Annotated in this window: 19 protein-coding genes and 1 CRISPR repeat array (1 of these 20 only partly in view); of the genes, 11 read left to right on the forward strand and 8 right to left on the reverse strand. The window is 56.6% G+C overall.

Going from position 1 to position 26,934, the window contains the following annotated elements:
- Nucleotides 1-1,050, reverse strand: a complete 1,050-nt coding sequence (locus ACMHXI_RS01170; protein ID WP_109247134.1) for an HlyD family secretion protein — start codon at nt 1,048-1,050, stop codon at nt 1-3.
- A 100-nt stretch (nt 1,051-1,150) separates the two neighbouring features.
- Between ACMHXI_RS01170 and ACMHXI_RS01175 the strand changes: the two genes are divergently transcribed.
- Entirely contained in the window at nt 1,151-2,125 is a 975-nt protein-coding gene (locus ACMHXI_RS01175) for a LysR family transcriptional regulator (RefSeq protein ID WP_208128944.1), read from the forward strand.
- A gap of 243 nt (nt 2,126-2,368) precedes the next feature.
- Entirely contained in the window at nt 2,369-2,746 is a 378-nt protein-coding gene (locus tag ACMHXI_RS01180) for a GreA/GreB family elongation factor (RefSeq protein ID WP_028781376.1), read from the forward strand.
- Between the two features lie 632 nt (nt 2,747-3,378).
- On the opposite strand, the gene ACMHXI_RS01185 is transcribed toward ACMHXI_RS01180, so the two are convergent.
- On the reverse strand, nt 3,379-4,182 hold the full coding sequence (locus ACMHXI_RS01185) for an AraC family transcriptional regulator (RefSeq protein ID WP_208143191.1): 804 nt from the start codon (nt 4,180-4,182) through the stop codon (nt 3,379-3,381).
- A gap of 137 nt (nt 4,183-4,319) precedes the next feature.
- Between ACMHXI_RS01185 and ACMHXI_RS01190 the strand changes: the two genes are divergently transcribed.
- Together ACMHXI_RS01190 and ACMHXI_RS01195 are read left to right on the forward strand one after the other, a co-directional pair.
- Nucleotides 4,320-5,207, forward strand: coding sequence for a DMT family transporter (locus tag ACMHXI_RS01190; protein WP_243756802.1), 888 nt, complete (start codon nt 4,320-4,322; stop codon nt 5,205-5,207).
- Nucleotides 5,208-5,635: 428 nt separating this feature from the next.
- Nucleotides 5,636-5,767: a hypothetical protein gene (locus ACMHXI_RS01195; protein ID WP_256873029.1), complete on the forward strand. Its 132-nt coding sequence runs from the start codon at nt 5,636-5,638 to the stop codon at nt 5,765-5,767.
- Nucleotides 5,768-5,850: 83 nt separating this feature from the next.
- Here the strand turns inward: ACMHXI_RS01195 and ACMHXI_RS01200 are convergent, their stop codons facing one another.
- Nucleotides 5,851-7,185: an SO_0444 family Cu/Zn efflux transporter gene (locus ACMHXI_RS01200; protein WP_413733793.1), complete on the reverse strand. Its 1,335-nt coding sequence runs from the start codon at nt 7,183-7,185 to the stop codon at nt 5,851-5,853.
- Nucleotides 7,179-7,670 carry a Zn(2+)-responsive transcriptional regulator gene (gene zntR, locus ACMHXI_RS01205; RefSeq protein ID WP_413733795.1) on the reverse strand — a complete coding sequence of 164 codons (492 nt, stop codon included), beginning with the start codon at nt 7,668-7,670 and terminating at the stop codon, nt 7,179-7,181. The genes ACMHXI_RS01200 and zntR overlap by 7 nt, the downstream gene beginning before the upstream one ends.
- Nucleotides 7,671-7,946: 276 nt before the next feature.
- Here zntR and purH point away from each other — a divergent pair, with 276 nt between their 5' ends.
- Both purH and purD read left to right on the forward strand, forming a co-directional pair.
- Complete coding sequence (purH, locus tag ACMHXI_RS01210) at nt 7,947-9,536, forward strand: bifunctional phosphoribosylaminoimidazolecarboxamide formyltransferase/IMP cyclohydrolase (protein ID WP_028781381.1); 1,590 nt, start codon at nt 7,947-7,949, stop codon at nt 9,534-9,536.
- A 134-nt stretch (nt 9,537-9,670) separates the two neighbouring features.
- The gene (gene purD / locus ACMHXI_RS01215; protein WP_208224503.1) at nt 9,671-10,966 is read left to right on the forward strand and encodes a phosphoribosylamine--glycine ligase; all 1,296 of its coding nucleotides are present in this window, start codon (nt 9,671-9,673) and stop codon (nt 10,964-10,966) included.
- A gap of 137 nt (nt 10,967-11,103) precedes the next feature.
- Here purD and ACMHXI_RS01220 read toward each other — a convergent pair whose 3' ends face one another.
- From ACMHXI_RS01220 to ACMHXI_RS01235, 4 genes are all read right to left on the reverse strand, one after another.
- Nucleotides 11,104-11,832 (reverse strand): fumarate reductase iron-sulfur subunit, encoded by a 729-nt coding sequence (locus ACMHXI_RS01220; RefSeq protein ID WP_413733797.1) that lies wholly within the window; start codon nt 11,830-11,832, stop codon nt 11,104-11,106.
- Nucleotides 11,829-13,856, reverse strand: coding sequence for a fumarate reductase flavoprotein subunit (locus tag ACMHXI_RS01225; RefSeq protein ID WP_413733799.1), 2,028 nt, complete (start codon nt 13,854-13,856; stop codon nt 11,829-11,831). The genes ACMHXI_RS01220 and ACMHXI_RS01225 overlap by 4 nt, the downstream gene beginning before the upstream one ends.
- 65 nt (nt 13,857-13,921) lie before the next feature.
- Nucleotides 13,922-14,587 carry a fumarate reductase cytochrome b subunit gene (locus ACMHXI_RS01230; protein WP_145839096.1) on the reverse strand — a complete coding sequence of 222 codons (666 nt, stop codon included), beginning with the start codon at nt 14,585-14,587 and terminating at the stop codon, nt 13,922-13,924.
- A 130-nt stretch (nt 14,588-14,717) separates the two neighbouring features.
- A complete protein-coding gene (locus ACMHXI_RS01235; RefSeq protein WP_025011336.1) occupies nt 14,718-15,443 on the reverse strand; it encodes a fumarate reductase cytochrome b subunit in 726 nt (241 codons plus the stop codon).
- Nucleotides 15,444-15,794: 351 nt separating this feature from the next.
- Between ACMHXI_RS01235 and prmA the strand changes: the two genes are divergently transcribed.
- From prmA to pbpC, 5 genes are all read left to right on the forward strand, one after another.
- Nucleotides 15,795-16,676 carry a 50S ribosomal protein L11 methyltransferase gene (gene prmA, locus ACMHXI_RS01240; RefSeq protein ID WP_025011337.1) on the forward strand — a complete coding sequence of 294 codons (882 nt, stop codon included), beginning with the start codon at nt 15,795-15,797 and terminating at the stop codon, nt 16,674-16,676.
- 152 nt (nt 16,677-16,828) lie between these two features.
- Nucleotides 16,829-17,800 (forward strand): tRNA dihydrouridine synthase DusB, encoded by a 972-nt coding sequence (gene dusB, locus ACMHXI_RS01245; RefSeq protein WP_025011338.1) that lies wholly within the window; start codon nt 16,829-16,831, stop codon nt 17,798-17,800.
- Nucleotides 17,801-17,814: 14 nt separating this feature from the next.
- Nucleotides 17,815-18,120: a DNA-binding transcriptional regulator Fis gene (fis, locus tag ACMHXI_RS01250; RefSeq protein WP_025011339.1), complete on the forward strand. Its 306-nt coding sequence runs from the start codon at nt 17,815-17,817 to the stop codon at nt 18,118-18,120.
- A gap of 287 nt (nt 18,121-18,407) precedes the next feature.
- Nucleotides 18,408-24,062, forward strand: coding sequence for an MG2 domain-containing protein (locus ACMHXI_RS01255; RefSeq protein ID WP_413733801.1), 5,655 nt, complete (start codon nt 18,408-18,410; stop codon nt 24,060-24,062).
- Complete coding sequence (pbpC, locus tag ACMHXI_RS01260) at nt 24,059-26,344, forward strand: penicillin-binding protein 1C (protein WP_144164051.1); 2,286 nt, start codon at nt 24,059-24,061, stop codon at nt 26,342-26,344. Before ACMHXI_RS01255 ends, pbpC begins: the two co-directional genes overlap by 4 nt.
- A 95-nt stretch (nt 26,345-26,439) precedes the next feature.
- A CRISPR array of direct repeats spans nt 26,440-26,934; the repeat unit is 29 nt; unit sequence CGGTTTATCCCCGTGGGTGCGGGGAACAC (it continues 1,854 nt past the right edge of the window).

Here is a 26,934-nt window from a genome sequence, read left to right on the forward strand (position 1 = left end):
TCAGCGGCGGGCGATGGCATCAAGGGTGCCGCCGGTCTCAGTATCAACACTGACGACGGCACTGAGTCCGGGCATCACTCTGGCATCTTCTTCTGCCAACTGCAGGCGGATCCTTACCGGGATCCTCTGAACTATCTTGGTAAAGTTACCCGTGGCATTTTCCGCCGGTAACAGACTGAATTTGGCGCCGGAGGCCGGTGACAGGCTATCGATAACACCAGTAAAGGTTTTGTCGGGAAACGCATCGAGCTTTACCTGCACCGGCTGACCGGGCTGCATATGCTGGATCTGGGTCTCTTTGAAGTTCGCCGTGATCCATACGGCCCCATCCGGCACCAAACTGAACAGCGACTGCCCCGGCTGGACGTATTGCCCCACCATGGCGCCGCGTTTGCCCACAACTCCAGAAAATGGAGCCCGCACCTGAGTATCTGCCAGTTGAATTTTAGCCAGTTCCAAACTGGCACCCGCTTCCTGACTCTTGGCCTCGGCCTGGGTTAATTGGGCATTAAATACTGCCAGTTCCCGCTCTTTGGCATTGAGTGCGGCTTTGGCTTCATCCAGACGAGCCGCGGCAGAATCGGCAGCGGCCGTCAGTTGATCCACATCATCCTGGGAACTGTAATTTTTCTGTCTGAGTTTTTCGGAGCGCTCCAATTGCTGACGGGCACGATGCAAATCTGACTCGGCGGCGACCACTCCAGCCTTGGCCTGAGTGATCAATGCCTGTTGCAGATCGACCTTGGCAGCCAAAGTGGTCAATTCGGCTTTGGCACTGTCCAGTGCCGCCTGCTCCTGCGACAACTTGGCCTGATACTGACTGTCTTCCAGTTGTGCCAGCAACTGCCCTGCTTCTACGTGCTGGTTGTCTGTAATATCGGTTTTAACCACATAACCCGGCACCTTTACACTCAGGTGAGAAATGTCGGTTTCAACATAAGCGTTGTCTGTAGTTTCGATAAATCTGAGTTGCTGATACCAGTACCAACCGCCGCCCAAGATGGCCACCAGTAGCACAGATCCCCCAATCAGCATCTTGGGCTTCAACATAATTAGACTCCTGAATTTTGGAGTGGTATTTTACAACTGTCTCAGCAGATTTATTAGATGCCATACACTCAACCCACTGTTTCACAGGTGTAACAATAATATGGATCTCAATCGGGTACAGATTTTTGCGCAAGTTGTTGATAAAGGAAGCTTTACTGCCGCAGCCAAGGCGATGGGCATCACCAAAGCGACCGTCAGCCGTAAGATAGCCGAGTTGGAGCACAGCACAGGGGTACAGCTGTTGTTGCGCACCACACGTAGCCTGAAACTGACTGAGGCAGGTTCAATTTACTTCAACAAAGTCAATAAAATACTCACAGATTTACGCAGCGCCGAAGATCAACTCAGCGCCAGCCAACAGACAATCCGTGGTAATTTGCGTATCGTTTGCCCGATAGAGTTTGGCCAACAGGCACTCGGTCCTGTGATCGCCAGGTTTCTGGAAGACTATCCGCAAATGCAGATAGAAGCCGAGCTGACCAACCGCAAGGTGGATATGGTCGAAGAAGGTGTCGATGTGATGTTTCATGTCCAGGGATTGGATGACCCCAGACTGGAACACTTTCGCCTGGTACATGCCCACAAGGTGTTGATGGCCAGCCCGGAATATCTAGAGAGGTTTGGCACGCCAACGACACCCGATGAACTGCTTAACCACAGAGGAATACGCCTGGCATCGCCTTACATAGATGGCAATTGGCGGATTTTTGATGGCAAGCAGTGGCAAGAGATAATCCCCAACTGTCGCTTGCAGGTCAACAATATCACCCTGGCCAGAGAAGCCGCCATAGATGGCCTTGGAATCGCCAGCCTACCTATGATGATCGCCCATGATGCGCTGCAGCGGGGAGACTTGTTGCCGATACTGCAGGATTTTCCCATGGAACATGTCACTGTTAATCTCATCTACCCCAAACGCGCCTATCTACCGAGAAAGTGCCGTACCTTTGTCGAATATTTCTACCAGGCCTTGTTCCAACGTTGGGGCAACCTGGTACTGGACATCCCTCCCTATGTCATTCCCCCGGAGAATTTGGCCCAGATGACCCCGGCCAATATCTGCTGTGACCAATGAGGGTTTGCTTTTCCGATCTCCTTGGGCTATGGTGAGGGCCAGTTAGATTTTTTCCCTTATTTTTAAGTGCTTGCACTTGCATTGATGTTGCGGAGTCTCATTATGTACAGTCACACTTTACCTCTCAAGAGCACTTCACTGACATTTCCAGTGTAAGCCGGGTGCGGCCACGCATCCGGCAGTAGCAAAGTTTTCTATTCATTTTCCGTTTCAGCCTGTGAGGTTGTGGTGGTGTATAAATCTTTGTCTGCACTGGCAGATCTATTTTCATTCAAAACATCGCAGCTCTATCTGCAAAACTCGTTCAATGTGTCTTTGAGGCCACTGACCCTGGCATCGGTGATCGCCAGGCTGGCACAGCCCTGTCCCGGCGGCGGTGTGGTGCACCCGGGAACCAAGGCGCGTCTGCAAAACCTGAAAACCGGCGAGTTTCTGGAGGTGGAGTTGGTTTATCCACAACAACATGATCCCGACTCCGGCCGCTACTCTGTATTGTCCGATCTGGGTGAGGCCCTGCTCGGATGTACGCTGGATGATCTGATTGAAGTGGATGTACCGGGTGGCCCTGTGCTGTTTCAGATCCTGTCCCTGAACCAGCCAAGGCCCTGCCTGCCGGCCTGATTGCATGCTTATTGACGCTTAACAAGAGGAGACAGTGCCTTGAAGTGTTTAACTCAGCCGTGAATGGCCCGGACAGGATGATCCGGGGTTTGGCTTAATCCTCGACGGCCACCGCCTCTTTCCCGGTCGGTCGAAGGGGAAACAGCCCTCTCTCTGGCAAAGCGGCGGCGTAGAGAGAGGTCATTGAAGAGGAGATACGCTCATGAGTAAAGAAAAAGCAAAGAAAAAACCGACTAAATCCCTGAAAGAAAAACGACGGGAAAAACGCGAAAAACGCGCAGATCAGGAGTAATCCCAAACTACTCCTTAGGGAAGGTGCAAATAAGTCCCATGTGTGCTCTGCGTCGGCTTACAGGCCTGAATGCAAGGCGTGGTTCGCAGCAAATGGCCCTAGTCCTTTGCAAGAAACACAACACAGCAGGCAGGCTTGTAAGCCACGCCCTTCGGGGCTTTCACTGCAACGGGCTCTCTGCGTTATCCGACTTCGACAGGCCCCGGCATGCCTTCAGTCAGATGCCTTGAACGCCAATTGCTGTGTAAGCCACTCTCTACAAAAGAGAGCGCCACGAGGACTTGTTCGCACCTTCCTTAGTTTCGAGCCACCTTTTGGGCGCCTTAGGGCGCCCCTTTTTTCAAGGCAAGACAAGCGCACTTCCTTGGGCCAGCTGTTGCCTGTAGGCCTGCGGTGTACAACCTGCGTACTTGCGAAACAGGCTGATAAAGGGCGAAGTCTGGTGGTAACCCAACGTCAGTGCCACCTCCTTCACTGAAATCGCTTGTCGCAGCAGCTGCAAACTGTGGATAAAGCGATAGCGTTGCCGCCACTCGGTATAGTTCATTCCAAGCCTTGCCTGGCACAAGCGCGCCAAAGTACGTTCTGTGGTACCTAAGGTATCGGCCCAGGCGGCAAAACTGCGTCCGCCCTCAGGCTCGGCTTCCAGCTCGGCAGCTATGGCCTGCAACATGGGATGGTCGGTTACCGGTAAAAAGGGTTGTACTTCCCTGGCCTGACTCAGCTGATCCAACAGCACCTTAAGCAGTCTTTGATCCTCAGGTGTATGTGCCAGCTCGACACCTCTTGAGTTCAAGTCCATCAAAATAGCTTCCGCTATCGGGCTCAACTCCAGCAGGCAGATATGCTTGGGCAACCTGGCAGCCAGTTCCAGTGGCACATTCATTGAACTGTACTGCACGCAGCGGCGCATGTAGCTCTCATGCTTTACTCCGGCCGGGATCCAGATACCGCACTGCGACAACGACATAAAGCGCCGTCCTTGAGCCACCAGCTCCATCAAACCGCCGCGGCTCAGTTGCAGTTGCCCCCAGACATGACTGTGCATGGGCGTCAGCGTATCGGGTGAAAATTGCTGGTAGTAGAAGAATACCTGCAAACCGTCACCGGGATGCTGTTCAGGTGGATGATAGATATTGGCCATATGCAAATGTCCGAAGGCGGGTTGACTTTGTCTGATAACAGATATGTATATCACATAAGACGTGGAATTATCTGCCCCGTATTATCCAACCCAGGTTTGTCTGTTGAGCCTTGCTCGTAGTTCTGAGGAGCCCTGTTTTGTATCTGTTTCCCTTGTTGGCCGTAGCCATCTGGGCCGGCAATAGTCTGGTCAATAAACTTTCCGCCGGTGTCATAGCGCCGGAAGCCATCTCTTTCTACCGTTGGGCTTTTGCACTTTTGCTCTTGACCCCAGTGCTGCTCCCTGGGGTTTGGCGCCGCCGCGCCATGATCCGTCCCCATCTTGGCAAACTCGCCGTGCTGGCAAGCCTGGGAATGGTGCTGAACCAAAGCCTGGCGTATTTTGCCGCCGCGACCACCAGCGCCACTAATATGGCATTGATCACTTCTCTGGTGCCGGTTCTCAGCCTGCTACTGGCGGTGCCTTTGCTCGGAGTGAGACTTTCCAAATTGGCACTGCTTGGCGCCTTTATCTCTTTCAGCGGTTTGCTGTTTATGCTCAGCCAAGGCGACTTGGCCCGGCTGTCAACCTCTGTGGTACCCGGCGATCTCTTGTTGTTGCTGGCCGCCGTGGTCTACGCCCTCTATGGCGTGCTGTTAAAACGCTGGTCGCTGCAACTGCCGACCTGGGACCTGCTGTATATGCAGATACTGTTCGCCGTGTTCATGCTGTCACCCCTGCTGCTCTTTGCCAGCAGTATCAGCATCACCCAGGCTTCACTGCCCTTGATAGCCTATGCCGCTATCTGTGCCTCGATTCTGGCGCCCTGGGCCTGGATCAAGGCGATTGCCCTGCTGGGCACAGAGAGAACCGCCATCTTTATGAACCTGATGCCAATCTTCACCGCCGTGCTGGCATCCACGTTACTGGGTGAGCAGTTGGGGGTCCCTCACTATGTCGGCGGTGCCTTGGTGCTGACCGGGGTCAGTCTGGTGCAGTATCGTGCCAGACGCCCAAGAGCCATGCTCAAGGCGGAAGCACTTTAAAGAAGGGTTGTAGCAGCGACTGATTTGCCCAGGCTTTCACTCACTCTCTCACACAATCTTTCGCACGGCCCTGGCCACTTTGTAGTGAAATACTCTTGGGAAATTCTCGCAAAGGGCCAGGGCTATTGGCTGCGAACCGCGCCTTGCGTCCAGGTATGCAAGCCGACACAGAGCACAGATAAAACTTGTTCGCGCTCCTTAGTCAAATACCATCTCAAAAACAAAAACTTATTCTCAAATATTCTATTGAAGCCGACAGCAGTATTTCGGCAACAGGCGTAAAATATCCGAGTCGGCCCAGGCCGACCAACTGGTTGAATCACGCCGGTGTCTGACTGACCGGTATGCCAGCTGTAAGTGGATCTTAAATTGCAGGAAGCGGGGAGATAAACCCCAGCCAGGCTTCCGCTATCAATGGAATAAACACCATGAAAGAGCACAGAAACAGCAAAGAGCAAAAGAAGAAACCCATGCACTCTGCCAAGGAGAAGCGGGCCGCCAAAATAGCCAAGAAACAGGCCAAACTCAATCCTGTGGAGAATATCAAACAAGGCAAATGACCCTCTCCCTTCACAGCCCCTGTTTGGCAATAGATAAAACGAAAGGCGCTCAATCGAGCGCCTTTCCCTTGTGCAGTGGAGCGTCAGCCGGAGCAGCAATCCCGCCGCAGCCAACGCCTGGGGATCTTGTCGTAAATCACCTTGGCCATCAGCAGCGCCAGAATAATCCCCGACCAGTTGACCACAGCCTGTGGCAGTAACTGGTGCTCTTCCCCTATCTGCGGCATCACTTCAAAACCAAAGTTCGCCACCAGCAAGTTCACCAGCATTCCGGCCAGCAGTGCCACCCCGAGTACCCCGCCAAGATAGCCGTAAAGCGCCCGTTTACCCATCTCTTTGGCGACTACGCCTAGGGAGGCTATGTTGGTGGCAGGTCCCGCCAGCATAAACACCAATACGGCGCCCGGGGAAACCCCGGCCAGCAACAAGCCGGCGGCTATCGGCGTCGAAGCTGTGGCACAGATATACATGGGGATGGAGATGAGAACCATCACCAACATGGCCAGAATACCGCCGCCCCATTGGGCCAGGAAGTCTCCCGGCACATAGGTCTGTACCAGTGCGGCAAAGAACAACCCCACCAGCAACCAGATGGCGGTGTCACGCACCAGATCCGTGGCAGCATACTTGAGACCGGCCAGCACTCTATGCAAGACAGACTTCGACTTGAGTTCAGCTGCCATATCGTCACTGTCGCAGCAGTTCGAGGCCGATTGCGATGATGAACAACATGAAGCCGCCTCTACCTTAGGTTGAGAGCAGCAGGACTGAGTGGCTTCTTCCTTGAGCGAAGAGCAACAAGACCCGCCGACGGTGCTGGCCTTAGCGGTACTGATCTTAACCGTACTGCAGCAGTCTGCCTCTTGCACCTTGGCCGGGGCATAGCAGGAACTCTGAGCTTGTGTCGGCGTGGCCTTGAGAGAACTGTAGGTCTCGGCGGCTGCCGGCTTGAACTGAGCCACTGTTTTGGCTTGAGCCTTCTCCGGCTCGCTCTTCTTCACTACCTCAGAGGGCAAAACCGGCTCATCATCGCGGCCAACCAGCAAACCCGCCACTATGGCACTGCATACCGCGGCAATAGGTCTGACAATCGCCATAAAGGGGCCGAGCAGAACATAGGACACAGTGACCGAATCGACACCGGTTTCAGGGGTCGATACCAGAAAAGAGGTGGTGGCCGCCTTGGAGGCGCCACTGCGTCTCAGGCCAACGGCGGCCGGGATAACGCCGCAGGAACACAGCGGCAAAGGCGCGCCCAGCAGGGCCGCCTTGACAGTGGTCTTGAGGCCATGGCCCCCCAATTGTTTTTGCATCCAGCTCATGGGAACAAAAACCTTTAGCAGCCCCGCCAGCACCAGCCCCAATAGCAGCCAGGGGGCCGACTCGAGAAACAGCTCAATAAAATTATCCATCAACATGATTTTGCGCCCCTACTTACACGGCTATTGGCATGACTGTGCTTGTGACCCTTGCCGGTTTCGACTCTGGGGGACAGCTCATCGTCACAGGACTCCAACGCCTCCAAAATCGAACAATGCTCGGCACTTTCAGGGCCGCCACAGCAGGTATCAGACAGTAACTGCAAAGACTGGCGGAACTGATTAAGCTCGGCAATTTTCTGCTGCACCTTATCCAACTTGTCGTCCACCATGCCTTTGACATCGCTGCAGGCACGGTTGGACTTATCCAGTTCAATGGACAAAAGCTCGGCTATCTCCCCCAGGGTAAAACCTACCGCCTTGGCCCTGAGAATAAACTTCAGCCGCTCGGCATCCCTGTCGCTGTAGACCCGGTAACCGGATTCGGTGCGCATAGAGGGTGCCAGCAGGCCGTGTTTCTCGTAAAACCTCAGGGTATCGGCCTTGATATCAAAGCGCTTGGCCAGTTCACCTATCCTGTACATATGCAGTTCCTGCTAATAATTCCTATTCAAGTATAAAGCTTAGAGCTTAATCCAAGGTCAAGTGTTTTTTATCCCGCTTCGGGGTTTTGGCTTGTTCGCAGAGCAATATTGTGAAACGCGTAGAAAAAACACCGCGGCAAATCGTTTTACGTTAAAATACGGCGCGCCTTGAGGGTTCCCGGACCATTCGAGGGACTTTTGGAAAACAATGCAAATCAGCACTGCCTGGTTTTCCGAAAGATCCTTGAATATAAAAAAGTGGAATACTGTACCCAAATGAATAATGCCAGACCCATACGTCGCGCGCTCTTGAGCGTATCTGATAAGACCGGAATCCTGGAGTTCGCCAAGGCGCTGCATGCCCAGGGCGTTGAACTGCTGTCCACCGGAGGCACCGCCCGCTTGCTGGCGGATAACGCTGTACCTGTCATTGAAGTTTCAGACTACACAGGTCACCCAGAGATCATGGATGGCCGGGTCAAGACACTGCATCCCAAAGTGCATGGCGGTATTCTCGCCCGTCGTGGCCAGGACGAAGCCGTCATGGAAGCCAACGGCATAGGTCCAATTGACCTGGTGGCCGTTAACCTCTACCCCTTCGCCGAAACCGTTGCCAAGCCGGGTTGTACCCTGGAAGACGCCATCGAGAATATCGATATCGGCGGCCCGACCATGGTGCGCGCCGCGGCCAAGAACCATAAAGACGTCACCATAGTAGTTAACGCCTCTGACTATCAACGCGTACTGGCAGAAATGGCGGCCCACCAGGGTTCAACCACTCTGGCGACCCGTTTTGATCTGGCCATTGCCGCCTTTGAACATACGGCCGCCTATGATGGCATGATAGCCAACTACTTCGGCACTCAGGTTCCGGCCCACAGCAAGGACGAGTGTCACCAGGATTCCAAGTTCCCGCGCACCTTCAACACTCAGTTGCTGAAGAAGCAAGATCTGCGTTACGGCGAGAACAGCCACCAGAGTGCCGCCTTCTATGTTGACCTCAACACAGACGAAGCCTCGGTCGCCACTGCCGTGCAACTGCAGGGTAAGGCGCTGTCTTACAACAATATCGCCGACACCGACGCCGCGCTGGAATGCGTCAAGGAATTTGAGCAACCCGCCTGCGTTATCGTCAAGCACGCCAACCCCTGTGGTGTCGCCCTGGGCAGCGATCTACTGGACGCTTACAACCGCGCCTTCAAGACAGACCCTACCTCAGCCTTCGGCGGCATCATCGCCTTCAACCGTGAGCTGGACGGCGCCACCGCGGCGGCCATTGTCGAGCGTCAGTTTGTTGAAGTGATCATCGCTCCTAAAGTCAGCGAGCAAGCCCGCGAGCTGGTTGCCAAGAAAGCCAATGTCCGTCTGCTTGAATGTGGTCAGTGGCAAGGCCGCACCAAGGGCCTGGATTACAAGCGGGTCAACGGTGGTCTGCTGATCCAGGACAGAGATCAGGGCATGGTGACCGAAGCCGACCTCAAGGTGGTCAGCAAGCGTCAACCTACTGCCGAAGAAATCAAAGATCTGCTGTTCTGTTGGAAGGTCGCCAAATTCGTTAAGTCCAACGCCATTGTTTATGCCAAAGACGGCATGACCATAGGGGTGGGCGCAGGTCAAATGAGCCGGGTCTACAGCGCCAAAATCGCCGGTATCAAGGCCGCCGATGAAGGCTTGGTCGTGGAAGGTTCAGTGATGGCATCCGATGCCTTCTTCCCCTTCCGTGACGGTATCGATGCCGCTGCTGCTGCCGGTATCAGCTGCATCATTCAACCCGGTGGCTCCATCCGCGATGAAGAGGTGATTGCCGCTGCAGACGAGCATGGAATGGCCATGGTATTTACCAATATGCGCCACTTCCGTCACTGATAGTCAGCAGGCCCAAACCGGCCTGCACTGATGCAATGAACTTATCGCCGGAATAACCTCCGGCGATTCGCCGTAACAAAGCCCTGCCCGGCCTGAACCTGCCCGCAAGGCGTTAAGCGAAAAAGGATAAGAAGATGCAAGTACTCGTGATTGGTGGTGGTGGTCGTGAACATGCCCTGGCCTGGAAGGCAGCGCAATCTCCCGCCGTGGAAACCGTATTTGTTGCTCCGGGGAATGCCGGCACGGCGCTGGAGCCCAAGCTGGAAAACCTGGCGATAGAAGCCACGGATATCCCGGCGCTACTGGCCTTTGCCAAGCAACAACAGATAGCCCTTACCATAGTCGGCCCAGAGGCCCCTCTGGTACTGGGAGTGGTCGATGCCTTCCGCGCCGAAGGCCTGAATATCTTTGGCCCCACCGAAGCGGCAGCGCAACTGGAAGGCTCCAAGGCCTTTACCAAAGACTTTCTTGCCCGCCACCGGATCCCAACCGCCGACTACCAGAACTTTACTGAAATTGCCCCGGCCAAGGCCTATGTTACCGAGCTTGCCGGTCGCACAGGTTTCCCTGTGGTGATCAAGGCCGATGGTCTGGCCGCAGGTAAAGGGGTGATCATCGCCCAGGATCAAACCGAGGCCGATGCCGCCATCGACGATATGCTGGCAGGCAACAAGTTCGGCGAAGCCGGCTCCAGAGTGGTCGTTGAGGAGTTTCTCCGCGGCGAAGAAGCCAGCTTTATCGTGATGGTCGACGGCAACAATATTCTGCCTATGGCCACCAGCCAGGATCACAAGGCCCGTGACAACGCCGACAACGGCCCCAACACAGGCGGCATGGGTGCTTACTCCCCGGCGCCGGTCGTCACCCAAACAGTGCATGATTGGGTCATGGCCAATGTTATCCGGCCAACGGTTGACGGCATGGCCGCCGAAGGCAATGTCTACACCGGCTTCCTCTATGCCGGCTTGATGGTTGCCGCCGATGGCAGCGCCAAGGTGCTGGAATACAACTGCCGCTTTGGCGACCCCGAGACTCAACCTATCATGATGCGCCTCAAGTCGGATCTGGTGGAGCTCTGCCTAGCCGCCTGCCGTGGTGAGCTGGACAAGGTCAGCGCCGAATATGATCAGCGTGCCGCCGTCGGTGTGGTCATGGCCGCCGGGGGCTATCCGGATGATTACCGCAAGGGTGATGTTATCGAAGGGCTGTCACTCGGCAATAATGAAGCCAAGGTGTTCCACGCCGGTACCAAGATGGTCGATGGCCATGTAGTCACCAATGGCGGCCGGGTATTGTGCGCCACGGCTTTGGGCAACACAGTGACCGAGGCCCAGCAGGCCGCTTATGCCTTGGTGGATGAAGTCCATTGGGACGATGTCTATTTCAGAACCGACATAGGCTATCGCGCCATCGCCCGCGAGCAGGCATAACGGCTTTCACTCAGTTAGCCAGACTCAACAGTCAACAAAAAAGCCCGGAATTTTCCGGGCTTTTCTGTTTGAACCTCAGCTTAGCTCTTTAAGGGCTTAGTTCTCTGAAGGCATATTTCTCTGAAGGCTTAGTCACTTTAAAGCAAGGTACTGGCCATCTTGCGGCGCAGGTAGGCTATCTGCTGCATATGGGGCAAGTCTTTAGGACAATTATCCTGACATCCCAGCAGGGTCATACAACCGAATACCCCATCCTGATTGCCTATCACATGGTAGAAGTCCTCGGCGCTGCGGGCATCACGGCTATCCAGCTCGAAGCGGGCGATTTTCATCATGCCGACGGCGCCAACAAAGGTGTCGCGCATCTGCTTGGTGGCGCAGGCCGAGACACAGACACCGCACTCTACACAGCGCTCCAGTTCATAGAGTCTGGCGGCTTCCTCCGGGTCCATTGGGGCTTCCAGATGGTGGATATCCTGCTGTTCCGGCTTGGGGTGCAGCCACAGCTTGAGCCTTTCAGCCAGCTCACGCATAAACTTGCCTGTATTGACCGACAGATCCCCTATCAGCTCAAAGCCTGGCAGCGGCATCAGGGTGATCAGTCCATCTGGATATTTGGCGGTCAAGGTGCGGCAAGCCAAGGTAGGAAAGCCGTTGATCACCATGGCGCAGCTGCCGCAAATCCCGGCGCGACAGACAAAGTCGAACTGCAGCGATGGGTCCTGCTCCTCCCTGAGGCGATTGAGGGCGATAAATACCGTCATCCCCGGGGTTTCTTGCAGCTGATAGTCCACCATTTGTGGCTTGTCTCCCGCTTGCTGTGGGTCGTAACGGAAGATCCTGAAGGTTAAAGTGCGGCCACTCATGCGTTGTCATCTCCGGCAGGGTTAGGCTGAGAAGGGGTTGAAGTCTGTGGGCAAGCCAGACGGTCGCTCAGGCGCTCGTTGCCGGGGCGCAGGCTTTCCGGCAGTTCGAACGGCATCAGTGCCCGCTGCTTGTCTTCAGCGCCGGCATCCGGCCCCAAAGTCGCGAGAATGGCGGCAATCTCCTGCTCGCGTTTGGCGGTATCCGGATGGGCAATGGCATTGTCGGCACCATAGCCGCGATAACCGGGCGGCAGTTCCATCTGCATCACATCCAGCGCCTCGTAGCTGAGCACAGGCTCCAGCGCATCGGCGTCCGGCCAGCTGGCCAGGGTACGGCTGAGCCAGTCTTTGTCGTTACGCTGCGGGTAATCCTCGCGGGCATGGGCGCCACGACTCTCGGTACGCGCCAGGGCGCCGCAGGCCACAGTCAGCGCCACCTTAAGCATACGCCTGACCCGTAGGGCCTCGACCAACTCGGGGTTGGCGTGGCGCTTCTTGCAGGTGACCACAATATTGCGCGAGCGAGCCAGCAAATCCTTGAGTTCGGCCACCGCCTTTTCCAGCTCTGGGCCGTTACGGAAGATGCCGACATAGTCCATCATCACTCTTTGCATCAGGCGCTTGAGCTCAAACGGGCTCTCGCCCTGCTCCCGAGCCAGCAGCTCGTCTATCTCCTGGTTGAGCTCATCACGGAAACGCTGCACCAGCGCCGTATCCAGCACCAGCTCCTCCTGCTCGCAGAAGTCGGCCACATATTTACCTATGATCATGCCGCCGACCACGGTTTCCGCCAGCGAATTCCCGCCCAGACGGTTAAAGCCATGCATGTCCCAACAGGCTGCCTCACCGACACTGAACAGCCCCTTGAGCTGCTGGCTCTCTCCTGTGTGATTGGTGCGAATACCGCCCATGGAATAGTGTTGGGTCGGCCGCACCGGGATCCACTCTTCGGCCGGATCTATGCCGAGGAAGTTCTCGCAGATCTCTTTGACTTCCCGCAGGTTGGTTTCCACATGCTTGCGCCCCAGCAGGGTGATATCCAGCCACAGGTGAGGGCCATAGGGGCTATCGACTCCCTTGCCCTTACGCATATGTTCTGTCATACGCCGTGATACCACGTCACGCGAGGCCAGCTCTTTCTTTTCCGGCTCATAGTCGGGCATAAAGCGGTAGCCGTCTTTATCCCGCAGCAAGCCACCGTCTCCGCGGCAGCCCTCTGTGGTCAGAATGCCCACGGGCACTATGGCCGTGGGGTGGAACTGTACGGCTTCCATATTGCCAAGGGTCGCGACCCCGGTTTCCAGCGCCAGCGCCTGGCCGATACCCTCACAGATCACCGCATTGGTGGACACCTCATAGATACGGCCATAGCCGCCTGTGGCTATGGTGGTGGCCCGGGCGATATAGGCCCTGAGTTCACCTGTGATCAAACAGCGGGCAATGACCCCATGGCAGCGGCTGCCGTCGTGAATGAGTTTCAGCGCCTCGACCCGCTCATGCACTGGGATCTCCATGGAGATCGCCTTATTGTCCACCGCATACAGCAGCGAGTGGCCGGTACCATCGGCGGTGTAACAGGTGCGCCATTTCTTGGTGCCGCCAAAGTCGCGGGCGTTGATCAGCCCGTGAGCCTCGGCGGCTTCTTCCAGAGTTACTTTTTCGGCATTGACCACTACTTGACGCGGCCCGGCAGTCACCCTGGTCCAGGGTACGCCCCAGTTGGCCAGCTCACGCACCGCCTTGGGAGCACAGTGGGCGAACATTCGTGCCACCTGCTGATCGCAGCCCCAGTCTGAGCCTTTGACCGTGTCCTGAAAATGCACATCTTCGCTGTCGCCCATGCCCTTGACGGTATTGCCGAGACTGGCCTGCATGCCGCCCTGGGCCGCGGCCGAGTGGGAACGCTTGGCAGGGATCAGCGACAGTACCAGGGTATCCAGGCCACGCTCTTTGGAAGCGATGGCTACCCGCAGACCCGCCAATCCGGCGCCGACAACCAACGAATCCGTATAGATGAGTTTCACGCACACTCCTTATGGGACGGCCCAATGCCGTTTGCCCTAAAGCTATTTGTTTGGGTTATCGATACTCAGCTCGCGTGGGGCCAAAAAGCCAGCAAGGACGCCAGACCTACGGCGACAAACGCCACACTGAGTATGGTTTTAATTTTTCTAAGGCGCGCCCGGCTGTTGAGATCCCGCGCCGCGCCCCATTTCAATGCCACCCGGTACAGTCCTATGGCGGCATGTAACTCCACTGTCAGCAGCAGTGGCAGGTACAAGGCCCAGGCATACTGGTTCCAAATCCTGTCGGCCGAGCCCTGTGGCCCTATGGTTTCCGGGGCCGAACCCACCAACCAAAGATGCACAGGAAGCAACAGCAAAATCACCACTCCGGTAGCAGCCTGCCACACCCACAAGCGGGTATCGCCATGATCAATTTGCACTAGTTGCTGTTTCAGAGCCTTTTGCTGCCTGAGCGACAGAGGCAACTTGTGCAAGGCCACCAACACATGCAACAACGCCAACCCGGCAACGGCTATGGCTATCAGGCTCACCACCCAGGGATAGCCGTTGCCATCGTCACTGAGAAAACTCAGCTCCATGTTGCAGGCCACCCATTCCATTGCCGGCGCCCCCAGCAATATTGAAGACACCAGCAACAGGTGAGTCCACAAAAACAGCGCCAACAACACGCCTGAAGCACTCTGCCCCAGATCCAACCAGCCGCCCCAGCGCTCACTCAGTCGTATCATCCGTATTCTCCCTGTCATCCAATGGCTTAACCGCTTAAAGATAGTAAAACCAATGTGGATCACAAAGGGCGAACGAACCCTGAGGCAGATCAAATTTCTGCCGGTTAATTTACCTTTAACTGATATTGAGTTAACCGGGAACGAACGGCTGCAGCGGCAGGCTCAGCTCATTACCTAGCAGCATATAGGTCACCAAACTGCCCAAACCAAGCAAAATAAGGTATACAATCAATAGCTTGGCTATTTTTCTCAGGCCAGTGCGGTTAAAGCTGAGGCCCCATTTCACCGCCACCCGATACAGGCCTATCATGGCGTGGATCACCACCGCAGGCAGCAGCAGGATATACAGCAGCCAGGTGTTGTCGTGCCAGACTCGGTAGGCCGACATATTGGGGCCGATTTCCGGATTGGCTATCATGGTGACCAGGTGCATGGGCACCAGGAAGAATAGGATAAAGCCGGTAGCCAACTGCCAGAACCAGGCGTGGCTGTCGCGGTGTTTGATCAGATGCAGATGGCTGCGCAGCGCCCGCCATTGGCCGAGCTGCGCCGGAAAGCGCCTGAGCGCCATGGCGGCATGCAGTATCACCACCAGCAGAATAAACACAGAGAAGAGTTGCGTCAGCAGTGGGTAACCGTGGCCACTGGCACTGAACCAACCGCCTTCCAGCACCTGCACTACCTTATAGAAAGCCTCTTTACCCAGCATGATGCTGGATTCGAAGTGAAGATGCGCCAACAGAAACATGCCCAGCAAAATGCCGCTGGCACTCTGCAGGCGATCGGCTCTGGCCGACCAGTGGTGGCTGTTGGCATGACCGAGCCAGCGCTCGGGGATGTGATATTTTGTCAGCATGTTTTTTGGGTACAGATCCTTGGGATCTACAACATAACTCACAGCCAAACTGCGCCAATGCCCAAGGAGTCTGAATGTGACCTGCCTCAATCGAAAGTGGGGGATTATCTGATCACGCTCACAAATAAACCACTTTCAGCAAAACAGAGGTAATACCAATTATCCACTACAAATCAAACGTTTATTTGAAACTTTAAAACAAAAAAGACAGCAAATTACCGTAAATCCAACCGCTGACCGAACAAACCTGAAACCGGGTTTCACTCCGCCCTCTTTACCCCGGTGTGCTGGCAAGGCCGGCAGCCTATGGCTTACAATAGCGCTTTATTGTCCCCCACGAGAGAAGATTCCATGCCCTGGATCCAGTTACGTATCCACAGCAGCAGCGAGCACGCCGAGACACTCAGCGACCTGTTGCTGGAGGAAGGCAGCGTGTCCATCACCTTTGAAGATGGTAAAGATACGCCGATTTTTGAGCCCAAACTGGGAGAAACCCCACTTTGGGCCGACACTGTGGTGGTCGCTCTGTTCGATGCCGGCACAGATCTGACTCCCACAGTCGAGATGCTCAAGCAACTGCCCTTCCTCGAAGGCAAGCTGAACTACAAGATAGAGCAGATAGAAGATAAAGACTGGGTACGCGAATGGATGGACAGCTTCCACCCCATTCAGTTCGGCAAGCGTCTGTGGATCTGTCCCAGCTGGCGTGAAATCCCGGAGCCTGAAGCTGTCAACGTGATCCTGGATCCCGGCCTGGCCTTTGGCACAGGCACTCATCCCACAACGGCCCTGTGCCTGGAGTGGCTCGATGGCCTGGATCTGCAAGGTAAACAGCTGGTCGACTTCGGCTGCGGTTCCGGCATTCTGGCGGTCGCTGGTCTCAAGCTGGGCGCAACCAACGCCATAGGCATAGACATAGACTACCAGGCGATAGACGCCTCCCGCGACAATGCCAAGCGCAACGGCGTGGATGACAGACTCAGCCTCTATCTGCCTGAAGATCAACCCAAAGGTATTCAGGCCGATGTGTTGGTTGCCAATATTCTGGCCGGACCGCTACGGGAACTGGCCCCCCTGATCGCCGAGTTGGTTCGTCCGGGTGGCAAACTGGCGCTGTCCGGCTTATTACAGGAACAAGCCGAAGAGATCCGCGAATTTTACGCTCAATGGTTCGAGATGGACGAAGCCGTTCACAAAGAAGATTGGAGCCGCTTGACAGGAGTACGCAAATAGCGGTAAAGGCGGCGCCAGAGCGCACTGGCGCTGACTTCCCACCAATCAAAAGTCAAGTAAAAAAGTTTTGCTCAGGTCATTTATTGACCTTTTCACCGCTGCCAAAAAGGCGTACTATAGCGCCCCTTTGAAGAGCAAGGTGAAACAGCAAAATGCAGATTGGACCCTATCAACTGAAGAATCAGCTGATCGTGGCACCAATGGCAGGTGTCACCGATCAGGCCTTCCGCAATCTCTGTATCCGTTATGGTGCTGCCATGGCAGTGTCAGAGATGCTTTCGTCCAATCCCGACCTTTGGGACACGGACAAGAGCCGCCAGAGAATGACGCACTCGGGTGAAGAAGGCATACGCTCAGTACAAATCGCCGGGGCTGACCCCGATAATATGGCTTGGGCCGCCCGCTACAATGTGGAGCAAGGCGCCCAAATCATAGATATCAACATGGGTTGTCCGGCAAAAAAAGTGAATAAAAAGCTCGCGGGTTCTGCCCTGCTGCAATCGCCGGAACTGGTAAAGAAAATACTGGATGCCGTGGTTGCCGCAGTGGATGTGCCGGTAACGCTGAAGATTCGCACGGGCTGGGCCCCAGAACACAGAAATGGTGTTCAAATCGCCCGGATTGCCGAAGAGAGTGGCATTACGGCGCTCGCGGTTCATGGCCGCACCCGCCAATGCATGTACAAGGGTCATGCCGAGTACGACACCATCAAGGCAATCAAACAGAATGTCTCGATTCCTGTTGTCGCCAACGGGGACATCGATAGTCCGGAGAAGGCGCGTTTCGTGCTGGATTACACAGGTGTCGATGCCCTGATGATAGGACGGGGTGCCCAGGGAAGGCCTTGGATTTTCAGAGAGATCCAGCATTACCTGGACACAGGTAGCAAGCTAGCGCCCATAGGGATGGCAGAGCAGCGTCAAGTGATGCTGGAACACCTAACCAAACTGTATGATTTATATGGGGAAGTAAAGGGCGTCCGCTTCGCCAGAAAACATATGGGATGGTACCTGGACCAGGAAGAACAGCGCCAGTTCCGTGCCGACTTTAACCGGCTGGAAACCGCTGCAGAACAATGTTCCATGGTGGAACGTTTTTTTGATGAATGTGTACTAGATAAATAAAGAGCAGAATACGAATGTTTGATCAGACAACTCACACAGAAGCTCATCAGCTTACCGTAGGCAAAATCGAAACCGCTAACGGCACCATCAAGCCCCAGTTACTACGCGACGCTGTAAAGCGCGCTGTCAGCAACTTCTTCGCTCAGTTGGACGGTCAAGAAGCTCAGGAAGTTTATGAAATGGTGCTATGCGAAGTTGAAGCACCTCTGCTTGATATCATTATGCAGCACACTCGTGGCAACCAGACCCGCGCCGCCAACATGCTGGGCATCAACCGCGGCACACTGCGCAAGAAGCTGAAAAAATACGGCATGAACTGATAACCAGTTCGCTAGATGCTGTAACTAAAAAGGTTTACCCATAAAACGGTAAGCCTTTTTTGTTTTACCCTCCATAAAGACACTATATTGTTGATCGCCACCGACTTATCAAAGTAACACGGATAAAAATCAGCCCGATTGTTGTACCATGGAGTCTCAGTTGCAGAGGCGATATCGAATAAGGCATCACAGCATCGGCCCGGTCTGATTGACATCGGCGACTGACATCTTTAAAACGTCACCCAACTTGGCGATAGCGCTACGAGACACAGCAAGGACATGGACTGATGAGACAGCTTATAGGAAATTTCTTCTCGGTAGTTTGGCGAGTTCTCGCTGCCGTTTTTGGTCACTGGCAGGCTCCGCCCTGGATGCATTGGTGCATAAAGCATCCCTTTAAAGCCTTGGGAAGTTTACTGCTGCTATCTGTATTGACTGTGCTTTGCTGGGGCGGCTGGTATTGGTATCAGCATTTACCCAAGCCCTATACCCTGCACTATACGCTCAAGGCGCCGCGGCTGACCGATTACCACCAGGCCAAACCTCAGGTCGCTCCCTTGACCCTGACCTTCAGTGGTTCGGTCGCACCTTTGGATGTCATAGGCAAACCAGTCTCCAAAGGCGTCAGCCTCAGCCCCCAACTCGCCGGGCAGTGGCGCTGGGCCAGTGACAAGCATCTGCAATTTACTCCGGATAACGACTGGCCGATTGCGGAAAAGTTCGCAGTCAGCCTGGATAAGAAACAGCTGCTGGCAGACCATATCTTACTGGATAAATACCAGAGCGAATTCAGCACAGCCGCCTTCACGGCCACCATCTCTGAGGGGCGCCTGTACCAGGATCCGGCCCAGCCGAGTATTCAAAAGCTGGTCGCCACCCTGGCCTTCAGCCACCCGGTGGATACGGCCTCGGTAAAACCCCAACTGGCGATATTGCTGAGCCCCGGCTTGACCTACAGCGGCAATGGCGATACCGAAGTCACCTTCGATGACAAGCATCTGTTCGCTTACATACATTCTCCTGCGCTCGCCACACCACTGGAGCAGAGCACTGTAACCCTGGAAGTCAGCAAAGGGATCCAGGCGGCCAGCGGCGGCAACAAGGCAGGCAAGAGCCAATGGCAAGTAGAGGTTCCCGGCCGTTATCAGCTGAGCTTTAAACAGGCTCAGGTCAACTTCGCCTACAACGACAAGGATGAACCCGAGCCGGTGCTGACGATGGAAAGCTCACGTCCGGTCAACGACGAAGCGCTTCAAGGCAAGGTACATGCCTGGTTGCTGCCGGTGAAAAATCCCAAGGGAAGCCGACACTGGTATCAGGAAAATGTCACCGAACAGGTACTGGCCAAGGCCGACAAACTGACCTTGACCCAGATCCCCGGTGCCGAAGGCCTCAACCAATTACACAGCTTCAAGCTGAAAGCTCCGGTCGATCGCTACTTGGCGGTAATGGTGGATAAGGAAGTCGAAGGCCAAGGGGGTTATCTGTCCCGCGATGCCGTGCTGACTGTGCTGCGAATGCCGCAATACCCCAAGGCGCTCAACTTCCTCGGCGAAGGCTCCTTGCTGACTCTGGACGAAGATCAACGCCTCGGCTATCTGGCCCGTGGTGTGCAAAAGGTGCAAATTGAGGTCGCCCAGCTACTGCCGGACCAGCTTAATGCCCTGATAGATCAAAGCTCGGGCAGCTTTGCCGAGCCCTACCTCAACAACACAGATTTCGACCGTTTGGTCACTCGTCAGGTGTTCAAGCAACAGCTTGCCGGGCGCGATCCCAGCAAGACGCTCTACGGCAGCGTCGACCTCAAGCCCTTCTTCAAGGACAAGCGCGGCATCTTTGTGGTCAAGCTGACTCCGGCCGATGAAAGAGACAGCCAAACCTTCGACTATTACCAAACCGAAGCCCACGATCTGCGCTTTGTGGTCGTAACAGATCTGGGCATACTCGCCAAACGTAGCCGTGATGGCAGCCAGGATCTGTTCGTGCAATCCCTCGGCAAGGGGACTCCGGTGGCCGGCGCCCGGGTGGCCGTCATCGGCCGCAACGGTTTGCCGGTAGCCGAGGCTTTGACCGATGAACGCGGTCATGCAAGCTTTGCCAAGCTTGGCGATCTGCGCCGGGAAAAGACCCCGCTCTACTATCGGGTCGAAAAGGATGGCGATCTCTCCTTCTTGCCGCTGGCTGATTGGCGTCGCCAGCTCAATCTGTCCCGTTTCGATACCGGCGGCAGCTACGAGAGCGACGATCCCGGCGCCCTGAGAGCCTACCTCTTCACCGACCGCGGGCTGTATCGCCCCGGTGAGACGGCCCATATCGCCAGTTTGGTGCGGGGTCAGGACTGGAGTACCGCCCTGGGTGGCCTGCCGGTGAAAATGCAGATCACCGACCCCCGCGGTGTAACCGTGCTGGATCGCACCTTCAAACTCGATGGCAGCGGCTTTGACAGCCTGGACTTCAGCGCCGGCGAAACCGCGGTTGCCGGTGACTATCTCGCCACTTTGTCCCTCATCAAAGACAGATACCGCCTCACGCGTCTTGGTGATGTCACCTTCAAGGTGCGCGACTTCGAGCCGGATCGCATTAAGGTGCGAGTCTATTTGGGCACCGACTTGGGCACCGACAAGCAGTTTGAAGGCTGGCGCAAGCCGCAGCAACTCAAGGCCGAGGTCTTGGCCGAGCAACTCTTCGGCGGCCCGGCGAGCGATCGCCGAGTTAGCGGCGAAATGGTGCTGTCACCAACCGATATCAGCTTCAAAGCCTGGCCCGGCTATCGCTTTGGGGTATTGGGCAAGCTCAAGGAATCGTTCCGCGAAGACTTGAGCGAAACCACCACAGACGGCGAAGGCAAGGCCAGCCTGGACTTGGCGCTGGACCGCTTTGCCGGCAGCACTTACAAGCTGCACTTGCTGGCTCGGGTATTTGAAGCCGGCTCAGGCCACGGTGTCAGCGCCCAAAACCAGCTACTGGTATCCGATGCCGACTGGTTACTGGGCTACAAGAGCGATGGCGATCTGGACTTCATCAACAAAGACGGCAAGCGTGTGCTGAACCTGCAAGCCGTTGGCCAGGACCTTCAAGGTGTGGCTACTGAGCTCAAAGTCGAGCGTATCGCCCGGCGCTGGGTGTCTGTGTTGGTGAAGCAGAATGACGGCACCTACCGCTATGAATCGCGCCGCAAAGACAAACTGCTGGGCAGTACAGCCCTGAGTCTGGCCGCAAGCGGTGGCCAATTGGAACTCGACACCAGGGAGCCGGGTGACTACCGCCTGCGACTGCTGGATGAAAACGGCCGCCAGTTGAACCAAATAGATTACAGCGTTGCCGGCAGCGGCAACGCCAGTCGCACGCTGGAGCGCAACGCCGAGCTGGAACTGACGCTAAACAAGGCAGAATATCTGCCGGGTGAAAGCATTCAGGTGGCGATTCAGGCCCCTTACAGCGGCGCCGGACTCATCACCATAGAGAGAGACAAGGTCTACGCCTTCAAATGGTTCAAGGCCGACAGCACCCGTTCGTTGCAGAGCATTACCCTGCCGCAAGGCATTGAGGGCAATGCCTATATCAATGTGCAGTTCCTGCGGGCACCGGACTCGGAAGAAGTCTTTATGAGCCCGCTGTCCTATGCCGTGAAACCCTTTAAGGTGGATCTCGGTGAGCGGCGTCAGGCCATCGCCATGAGCCTGCCGGAAAAGGTAAAACCCGGGACGCAGCTGGATATCGACCTCAAGCTGCCAAGCAAAGCCAGAGTCGTGGTATTCGGGGTTGATGCCGGTATTTTGCAGGTGGCCCGCTATGAAGCGCCGGATCCACTGGCGCACTTCTTCGACAAGAAGGCTCTCAGCGTAGATTCGAGCCAAATTCTCGACCTGCTGCTGCCGGATCTCAAGGTGCTGATGCGCCAGGCCGCCCCCGGAGGTGACGCCGCCGCGCTGCTGGCAGCTAACCTCAACCCCTTCAAGCGCAAACGCGCCAAGCCTGTGGTCTACTGGTCGGGTATTCGTGAGTTGGCCGCCGGAGAGCAGCGGCTGCAATATACTGTGCCCGACAGCTTCAACGGCAGTATCCGCTTCTTTGCCGTCAGTGCCACCGAAAGCGGCATAGGCACCAGCGAGGCCAGTGTCGCGGTCAAGGCGCCTGTGGTGATGAGCCCCAATGTGCCGGCTTTCCTGGCACCCGGCGACAGCGCCGATGTGACTGTGGGACTCTATAACACAGAAGCCGAGGCGCAGGATGTTACCCTGACCCTCAGCCTGAGCGGCGCCCTTCGCAGCGACTTGCAACCGCAGCAATTCCATATCGAACCGGGCCGTGAAGCCACGGCGCACTTTGCCGTCAAGGCAGGCGAGAATCTGGGTCAAGGGGAGCTCCACTGGAAGCTGGACACCAGCGAAGGCGAGCTCAAGATCAGCGAGAGCATCTCGGTACGGCCGTTAACGCCCCACCGTTTAACCCTTGCCACGGCTGTGCTCGACCGCGCCGAAGCCAAGCTCAAGCTTGACCGTCAGCTGTTTACGCCGTTCAGCAAGGTGGAAGCGGCCCTCGGCAACAGTCCGCTGGTGTGGGCTCAGGGGCTGAGCCACTATCTGGACAACTATCCTCACGCCTGTACCGAGCAGTTGGTATCCAAAGCCGTACCGGCACTGCTGCTGGGCAAGCCCCAGGATAATCTCAATGACTTTAACCAACTCATTGGCCAGTTGCGTAGCCGCCAGAACAGCAGCGGCGGCTTCGGTCTCTGGGCCGCCAACCCGATAGTCGAGCCTATGGTGGCCTTGTATGTGGTAGACATGCTGCTGGACGCCAAGGCCCAGGGTTACCCCGTGCCCCAGGATCTACTGGACAAGGCCAACAGCTATCTGTCGAGCGTGAGCTCCGGCCCCAGCAGCGGCCTGGATGAGCTGCGCGAGCGTGCCTATGGCGCGTATCTGCTGGCCCGCCAGGGCGTGCAGGTGAGCGGTGCCCTGGCCGACATCCGCGAGCGTTTGCAGCGCTACTATCCCAAGGATTGGCAAGCGGACATCGCCAGTGCCTGGCTGGCCGCCAGCTTTACCCTGATGCAGCAGCAACAGTTGGCCGAGCCGCTGTGGCAGGCGCAGAAGTGGCAGCTGCTTGAGGATAAGCCCCAGCGCCTCGGCCTCTACCTTGATCCCATGGTGCACGATGCCCAGCTGCTGACACTCATCGCCCGTCAGGCGCCACAGCGCCTGGATGACCTGCCGGAACAGTTGCTGCCGCGCATGGGCCAATGGCTCAGCGAGCAGCGTTACAGCTCGCTGTCTGCCGGAACTCTGGTGCGGGCGCTGACCGCTCTGGATAACTCCCGCGGTGATCAGGGGCTGGCCATGCAAGCCCTGGTCGATAAGGCCTGGCAGGCACTGAGTCTACCCAAGGCTAAGCTGCCCCTCGGCAGTGAAGAGGTGAAATACCAGAAAACCGGTAGCAACCCTGCCTTCTATCTTCTCAGTCAGCAGGGATTTGACCAAAGCCCGGCCAAGCCTTTCAGCCAGGGGCTGGAGGTGAGCCGCGACTATCTGACCCTGGAGCAGCAACCTCTTGGCAAGGTCAAGGTCGGGGATGAATTCCTGGTCAGGCTGCGGCTGCGCGCCACAGATATGGACAATTTGCGGCAGGTGGTCGTAATAGATCTGCTGCCCGGCGGCGTGGAGCCGGTTTATCGTGACAAGGATGACAGCTTCGACGGCTGGCAGCCGCCTGTGGGTATGGCTCAGCACAGCGACTGGTCGCCACAGTGGCTCAATGTACGCGAAGACCGCCTGGTGCTCTACGGTACCGCCTGGCGCGATGCCAAAACCTTTGTCTACAAGGTTAGGGCCACCAATGTCGGCCAGTTCCAGGTGCCGCCCGCCTACGCCGAGGGGCTGTATGATCCCCTGGTTCAGGCTCAGGGCCCAAGTGGTGAGTTGGTGATCGAAGCGCCATGAAACGCCGCTATTTGTGCCTGCTGGCCCTGGCAGCCTTGCTGCTGGGGCTGAGACTCTGGCCGGCACAACCTTTTTCAAAGCTGGCGCCCAGTTCCCGCATGGTGTTGGCCGCCGATGGCAGTCTGCTGCGGCTGACGCTGGCCAGTGATGGCCAGTATCGGCTCTGGCAACCCCTGGAAGGGGTTTCAGACAACATGGTGCAAACCATCTTGCTCAAGGAAGACCGCTATTTTTACTTCCACCCCGGCATCAACCCGGCGGCCACCGCCAGGGCGATAGTCGCTACCTATCTTAAGGATGATCGCCAGGGCGCTTCGACCCTGACCATGCAGCTGGCCCGGCGGGTTTACAACATCAACAGCCGCCAGGTTGCCGGGAAATTGCAGCAGATGCTGGCGGCGCTCTGGCTGGAGCTGCGTTACTCCAAGCATGATATTCTCGAGGCCTATCTCAATCTGGCGCCCATGGGCGGCAATATTGAAGGTGTTGGCGCTGCCAGCCGCATCTACTTTCATAAAGACGCCGGTCAACTTTCACTCAGTGAAGCCCTCAGCCTGGCGGTCATGCCGCAAAGCCCGGCGCGCCGCGCCCGTTTCGGTGCCGACTTTCAGGATGCCCGCGACCGTCTGGCGTTGCTCTGGCAGCAAAGCTATCGCGACGATCCCCGCAACAACGGCCTGTTGACCCTCACCGCCATCGGCCATGATCGCACTGAGCTGCCATTTCTGGCGCCGCACTTCAGCCGCCGCCTGCTGCGGGATAATAGTGACACCCAAATTCACAGCACCCTGGACGTCGGCTTGCAGAGCTTGCTGGAGCGGCGCCTTGGGCTGTATATCGAAAGCCAGCGCCATCTGGGGGTCAAGAATGCCGCCGCAATCCTGGTGGACAGCCGCGATCAGAGCATCAAAGCCTGGATAGGCTCGGCAGACTTCTTCGATACCGATATCCAAGGCCAGGTGGACGGCGTCACCGCCCGCCGCTCGCCGGGTTCAACCCTGAAGCCATTTCTGTTTGGCCTGGGCATAGATCAGGGGCTCATACATCCGCTGAGCATACTCAAGGATGCGCCCACCGCCTTTGGCAGTTTCCAACCGGAGAACTTTGACCACAGATTTACCGGCCCCATCAGCGCCCACGACGCCCTGGTCAAGAGCCGCAATCTGCCGGCCGTGTGGCTAGCAGGACAAGTGAACCAACCCAATCTCTACGGCTTCCTGCGCCAGGCCGGTATTCAGGGGCTCAGGGGTGAAAGTCATTATGGTTTATCCCTGGCGCTGGGCGGCGGTGAGCTGACCATGGCGGAGCTGGCGCGGCTGTACCTGATGCTGGCGAGCCAGGGCCATGACTACCCGCTGCGGGATCAACAAAGCCAGCCCATCAACCCGCAAGGAAAGAGGTTGCTGAGCCCGGCCGCTGCCTTTATGGTGCGGGACATACTCAAGGACAACCCCCGCGCCGACGGCCTGCCCGGCAGCAACTGGACAGTGGCCTGGAAAACAGGCACCTCCTGGGGATATCGCGATGCCTGGAGCGCCGGTATCACAGGCCCCTATGTGTTGGTGGTCTGGGTGGGCAACTTCGACGCCACCCCCAACCCGGCCTTTGTCGGCGTCCGTACCGCCGGGCCATTGTTCTTCGCCCTCAGCGATGCCTTGCAGGGCGCGCTGCCCGGCACGGCCGACATGGCCAACACGCCGCCGGATACGGTGAAAAAGGTGGCCTTCTGCGCCGCCTCCGGCGAGCTGCCCAACCCTTGGTGCCCCAAATTGGTCGATGGCTGGTATATCCCGGGAGTTTCCCCCATCAAGGTCTCCAACTTGCATCGCCCCGTGTGGCTGGATAACAAAACCGGCGCCGCCGTCTGCCCGCCCTACGATCCGGCAATTCACCACCAGGAGGTGTTTGCCTTCTGGCCGTCAGACTTGGCGGCCCTGTTCGAGCAGGCAGGTTTACCCCGCAGGAGGCCGCCGGAGCTTCCGGCCGCCTGCAGCCAAAGAGTCGCGGTTAGCTACACTGCCCCGCTTATCCGCTCCCCCTTGAAAGGCGTCACCTACAGCCTGCGCCAAAGCATGGCCAATGAACACATCGCCCTCAAGGCCGACGCCGCCTCCGACAGCCAAATACTCTACTGGTTTGCCGGTAACAGCCTGCTCGGCCAGAGCCTGCCGGGCCAAACCCTGGAGTGGCGCCCGCCCAGAGCCGGACGCTTCCAGTTATCGGTCAGCGACGACAAAGGCCGCAGCGCCAGCAGACTACTTCGAGTAGATATGCTGCCTTGAGGCGGGCCGCTATTTAGATCTCCTCAGTTTCGGCCTCTTCAGCCCCACAAATGCAGGACGTTCGGATTTTGCTGGGGTTGTACAGTAAAGAAATACACTTTATCCCCGTGGGTGCGGGGAACACAGGAACCAACATTCCTCGGCTTTCCTAAAAGTCGGTTTATCCCCGTGGGTGTGGGGAACTCATAAAACCCTGCTCTGAACTCTTCTTCGGTAACGGTTTATCCCCGTGGGTGCGGGGAACACAGCACACCTACAGCAGTGTTACGGCCGTAATACGGTTTATCCCCGTGGGTGCGGGGAACACTCGTAATCAAATTCCACGTTGTTACTCTCCGTCGGTTTATCCCCGTGGGTGCGGGGAACTCCATAACCACGAAACTCATTTATTCTGTCAACGCGGTTTATCCCCGTAGGTGCGGGGAACTCTTCCAAACAGATGAAGCGAGAGAGCTGGCCGACGGTTTATCCCCGTAGGTGCGGGGAACTCCCAATATAACCACCATCATTCAACAATCTAACCGGTTTATCCCCGTAGGTGCGGGGAACTCTTGCGACAACATCCTCAAATGGTTCGCTATTCCGATTTA

It is taken from the genome of Shewanella sp. BJSY2023SW005 (assembly GCF_047314585.1).
GTDB lineage: Bacteria > Pseudomonadota > Gammaproteobacteria > Enterobacterales > Shewanellaceae > Shewanella > Shewanella algae.

What these genes read in the sequence shown, in the direction of transcription:
- purD (WP_208224503.1), top strand. Translation starts at nt 9,671, where the DNA reads ATGCAAGTACTCGTGATTGGTGGTGGTGGTCGTGAACATGCCCTGGCC.
- purH (WP_028781381.1), top strand. Translation starts at nt 7,947, where the DNA reads ATGAATAATGCCAGACCCATACGTCGCGCGCTCTTGAGCGTATCTGAT.
- ACMHXI_RS01175 (WP_208128944.1), top strand. Translation starts at nt 1,151, where the DNA reads ATGGATCTCAATCGGGTACAGATTTTTGCGCAAGTTGTTGATAAAGGA.
- ACMHXI_RS01195 (WP_256873029.1), top strand. Translation starts at nt 5,636, where the DNA reads ATGAAAGAGCACAGAAACAGCAAAGAGCAAAAGAAGAAACCCATGCAC.
- ACMHXI_RS01220 (WP_413733797.1), bottom strand. Translation starts at nt 11,832, where the DNA reads ATGAGTGGCCGCACTTTAACCTTCAGGATCTTCCGTTACGACCCACAG.
- zntR (WP_413733795.1), bottom strand. Translation starts at nt 7,670, where the DNA reads ATGTACAGGATAGGTGAACTGGCCAAGCGCTTTGATATCAAGGCCGAT.
- ACMHXI_RS01235 (WP_025011336.1), bottom strand. Translation starts at nt 15,443, where the DNA reads ATGCTGACAAAATATCACATCCCCGAGCGCTGGCTCGGTCATGCCAAC.
- fis (WP_025011339.1), top strand. Translation starts at nt 17,815, where the DNA reads ATGTTTGATCAGACAACTCACACAGAAGCTCATCAGCTTACCGTAGGC.
- ACMHXI_RS01230 (WP_145839096.1), bottom strand. Translation starts at nt 14,587, where the DNA reads ATGATACGACTGAGTGAGCGCTGGGGCGGCTGGTTGGATCTGGGGCAG.
- ACMHXI_RS01200 (WP_413733793.1), bottom strand. Translation starts at nt 7,185, where the DNA reads ATGTTGATGGATAATTTTATTGAGCTGTTTCTCGAGTCGGCCCCCTGG.
- ACMHXI_RS01170 (WP_109247134.1), bottom strand. Translation starts at nt 1,050, where the DNA reads ATGTTGAAGCCCAAGATGCTGATTGGGGGATCTGTGCTACTGGTGGCC.
- prmA (WP_025011337.1), top strand. Translation starts at nt 15,795, where the DNA reads ATGCCCTGGATCCAGTTACGTATCCACAGCAGCAGCGAGCACGCCGAG.
- ACMHXI_RS01185 (WP_208143191.1), bottom strand. Translation starts at nt 4,182, where the DNA reads ATGGCCAATATCTATCATCCACCTGAACAGCATCCCGGTGACGGTTTG.
- dusB (WP_025011338.1), top strand. Translation starts at nt 16,829, where the DNA reads ATGCAGATTGGACCCTATCAACTGAAGAATCAGCTGATCGTGGCACCA.
- pbpC (WP_144164051.1), top strand. Translation starts at nt 24,059, where the DNA reads ATGAAACGCCGCTATTTGTGCCTGCTGGCCCTGGCAGCCTTGCTGCTG.
- ACMHXI_RS01255 (WP_413733801.1), top strand. Translation starts at nt 18,408, where the DNA reads ATGAGACAGCTTATAGGAAATTTCTTCTCGGTAGTTTGGCGAGTTCTC.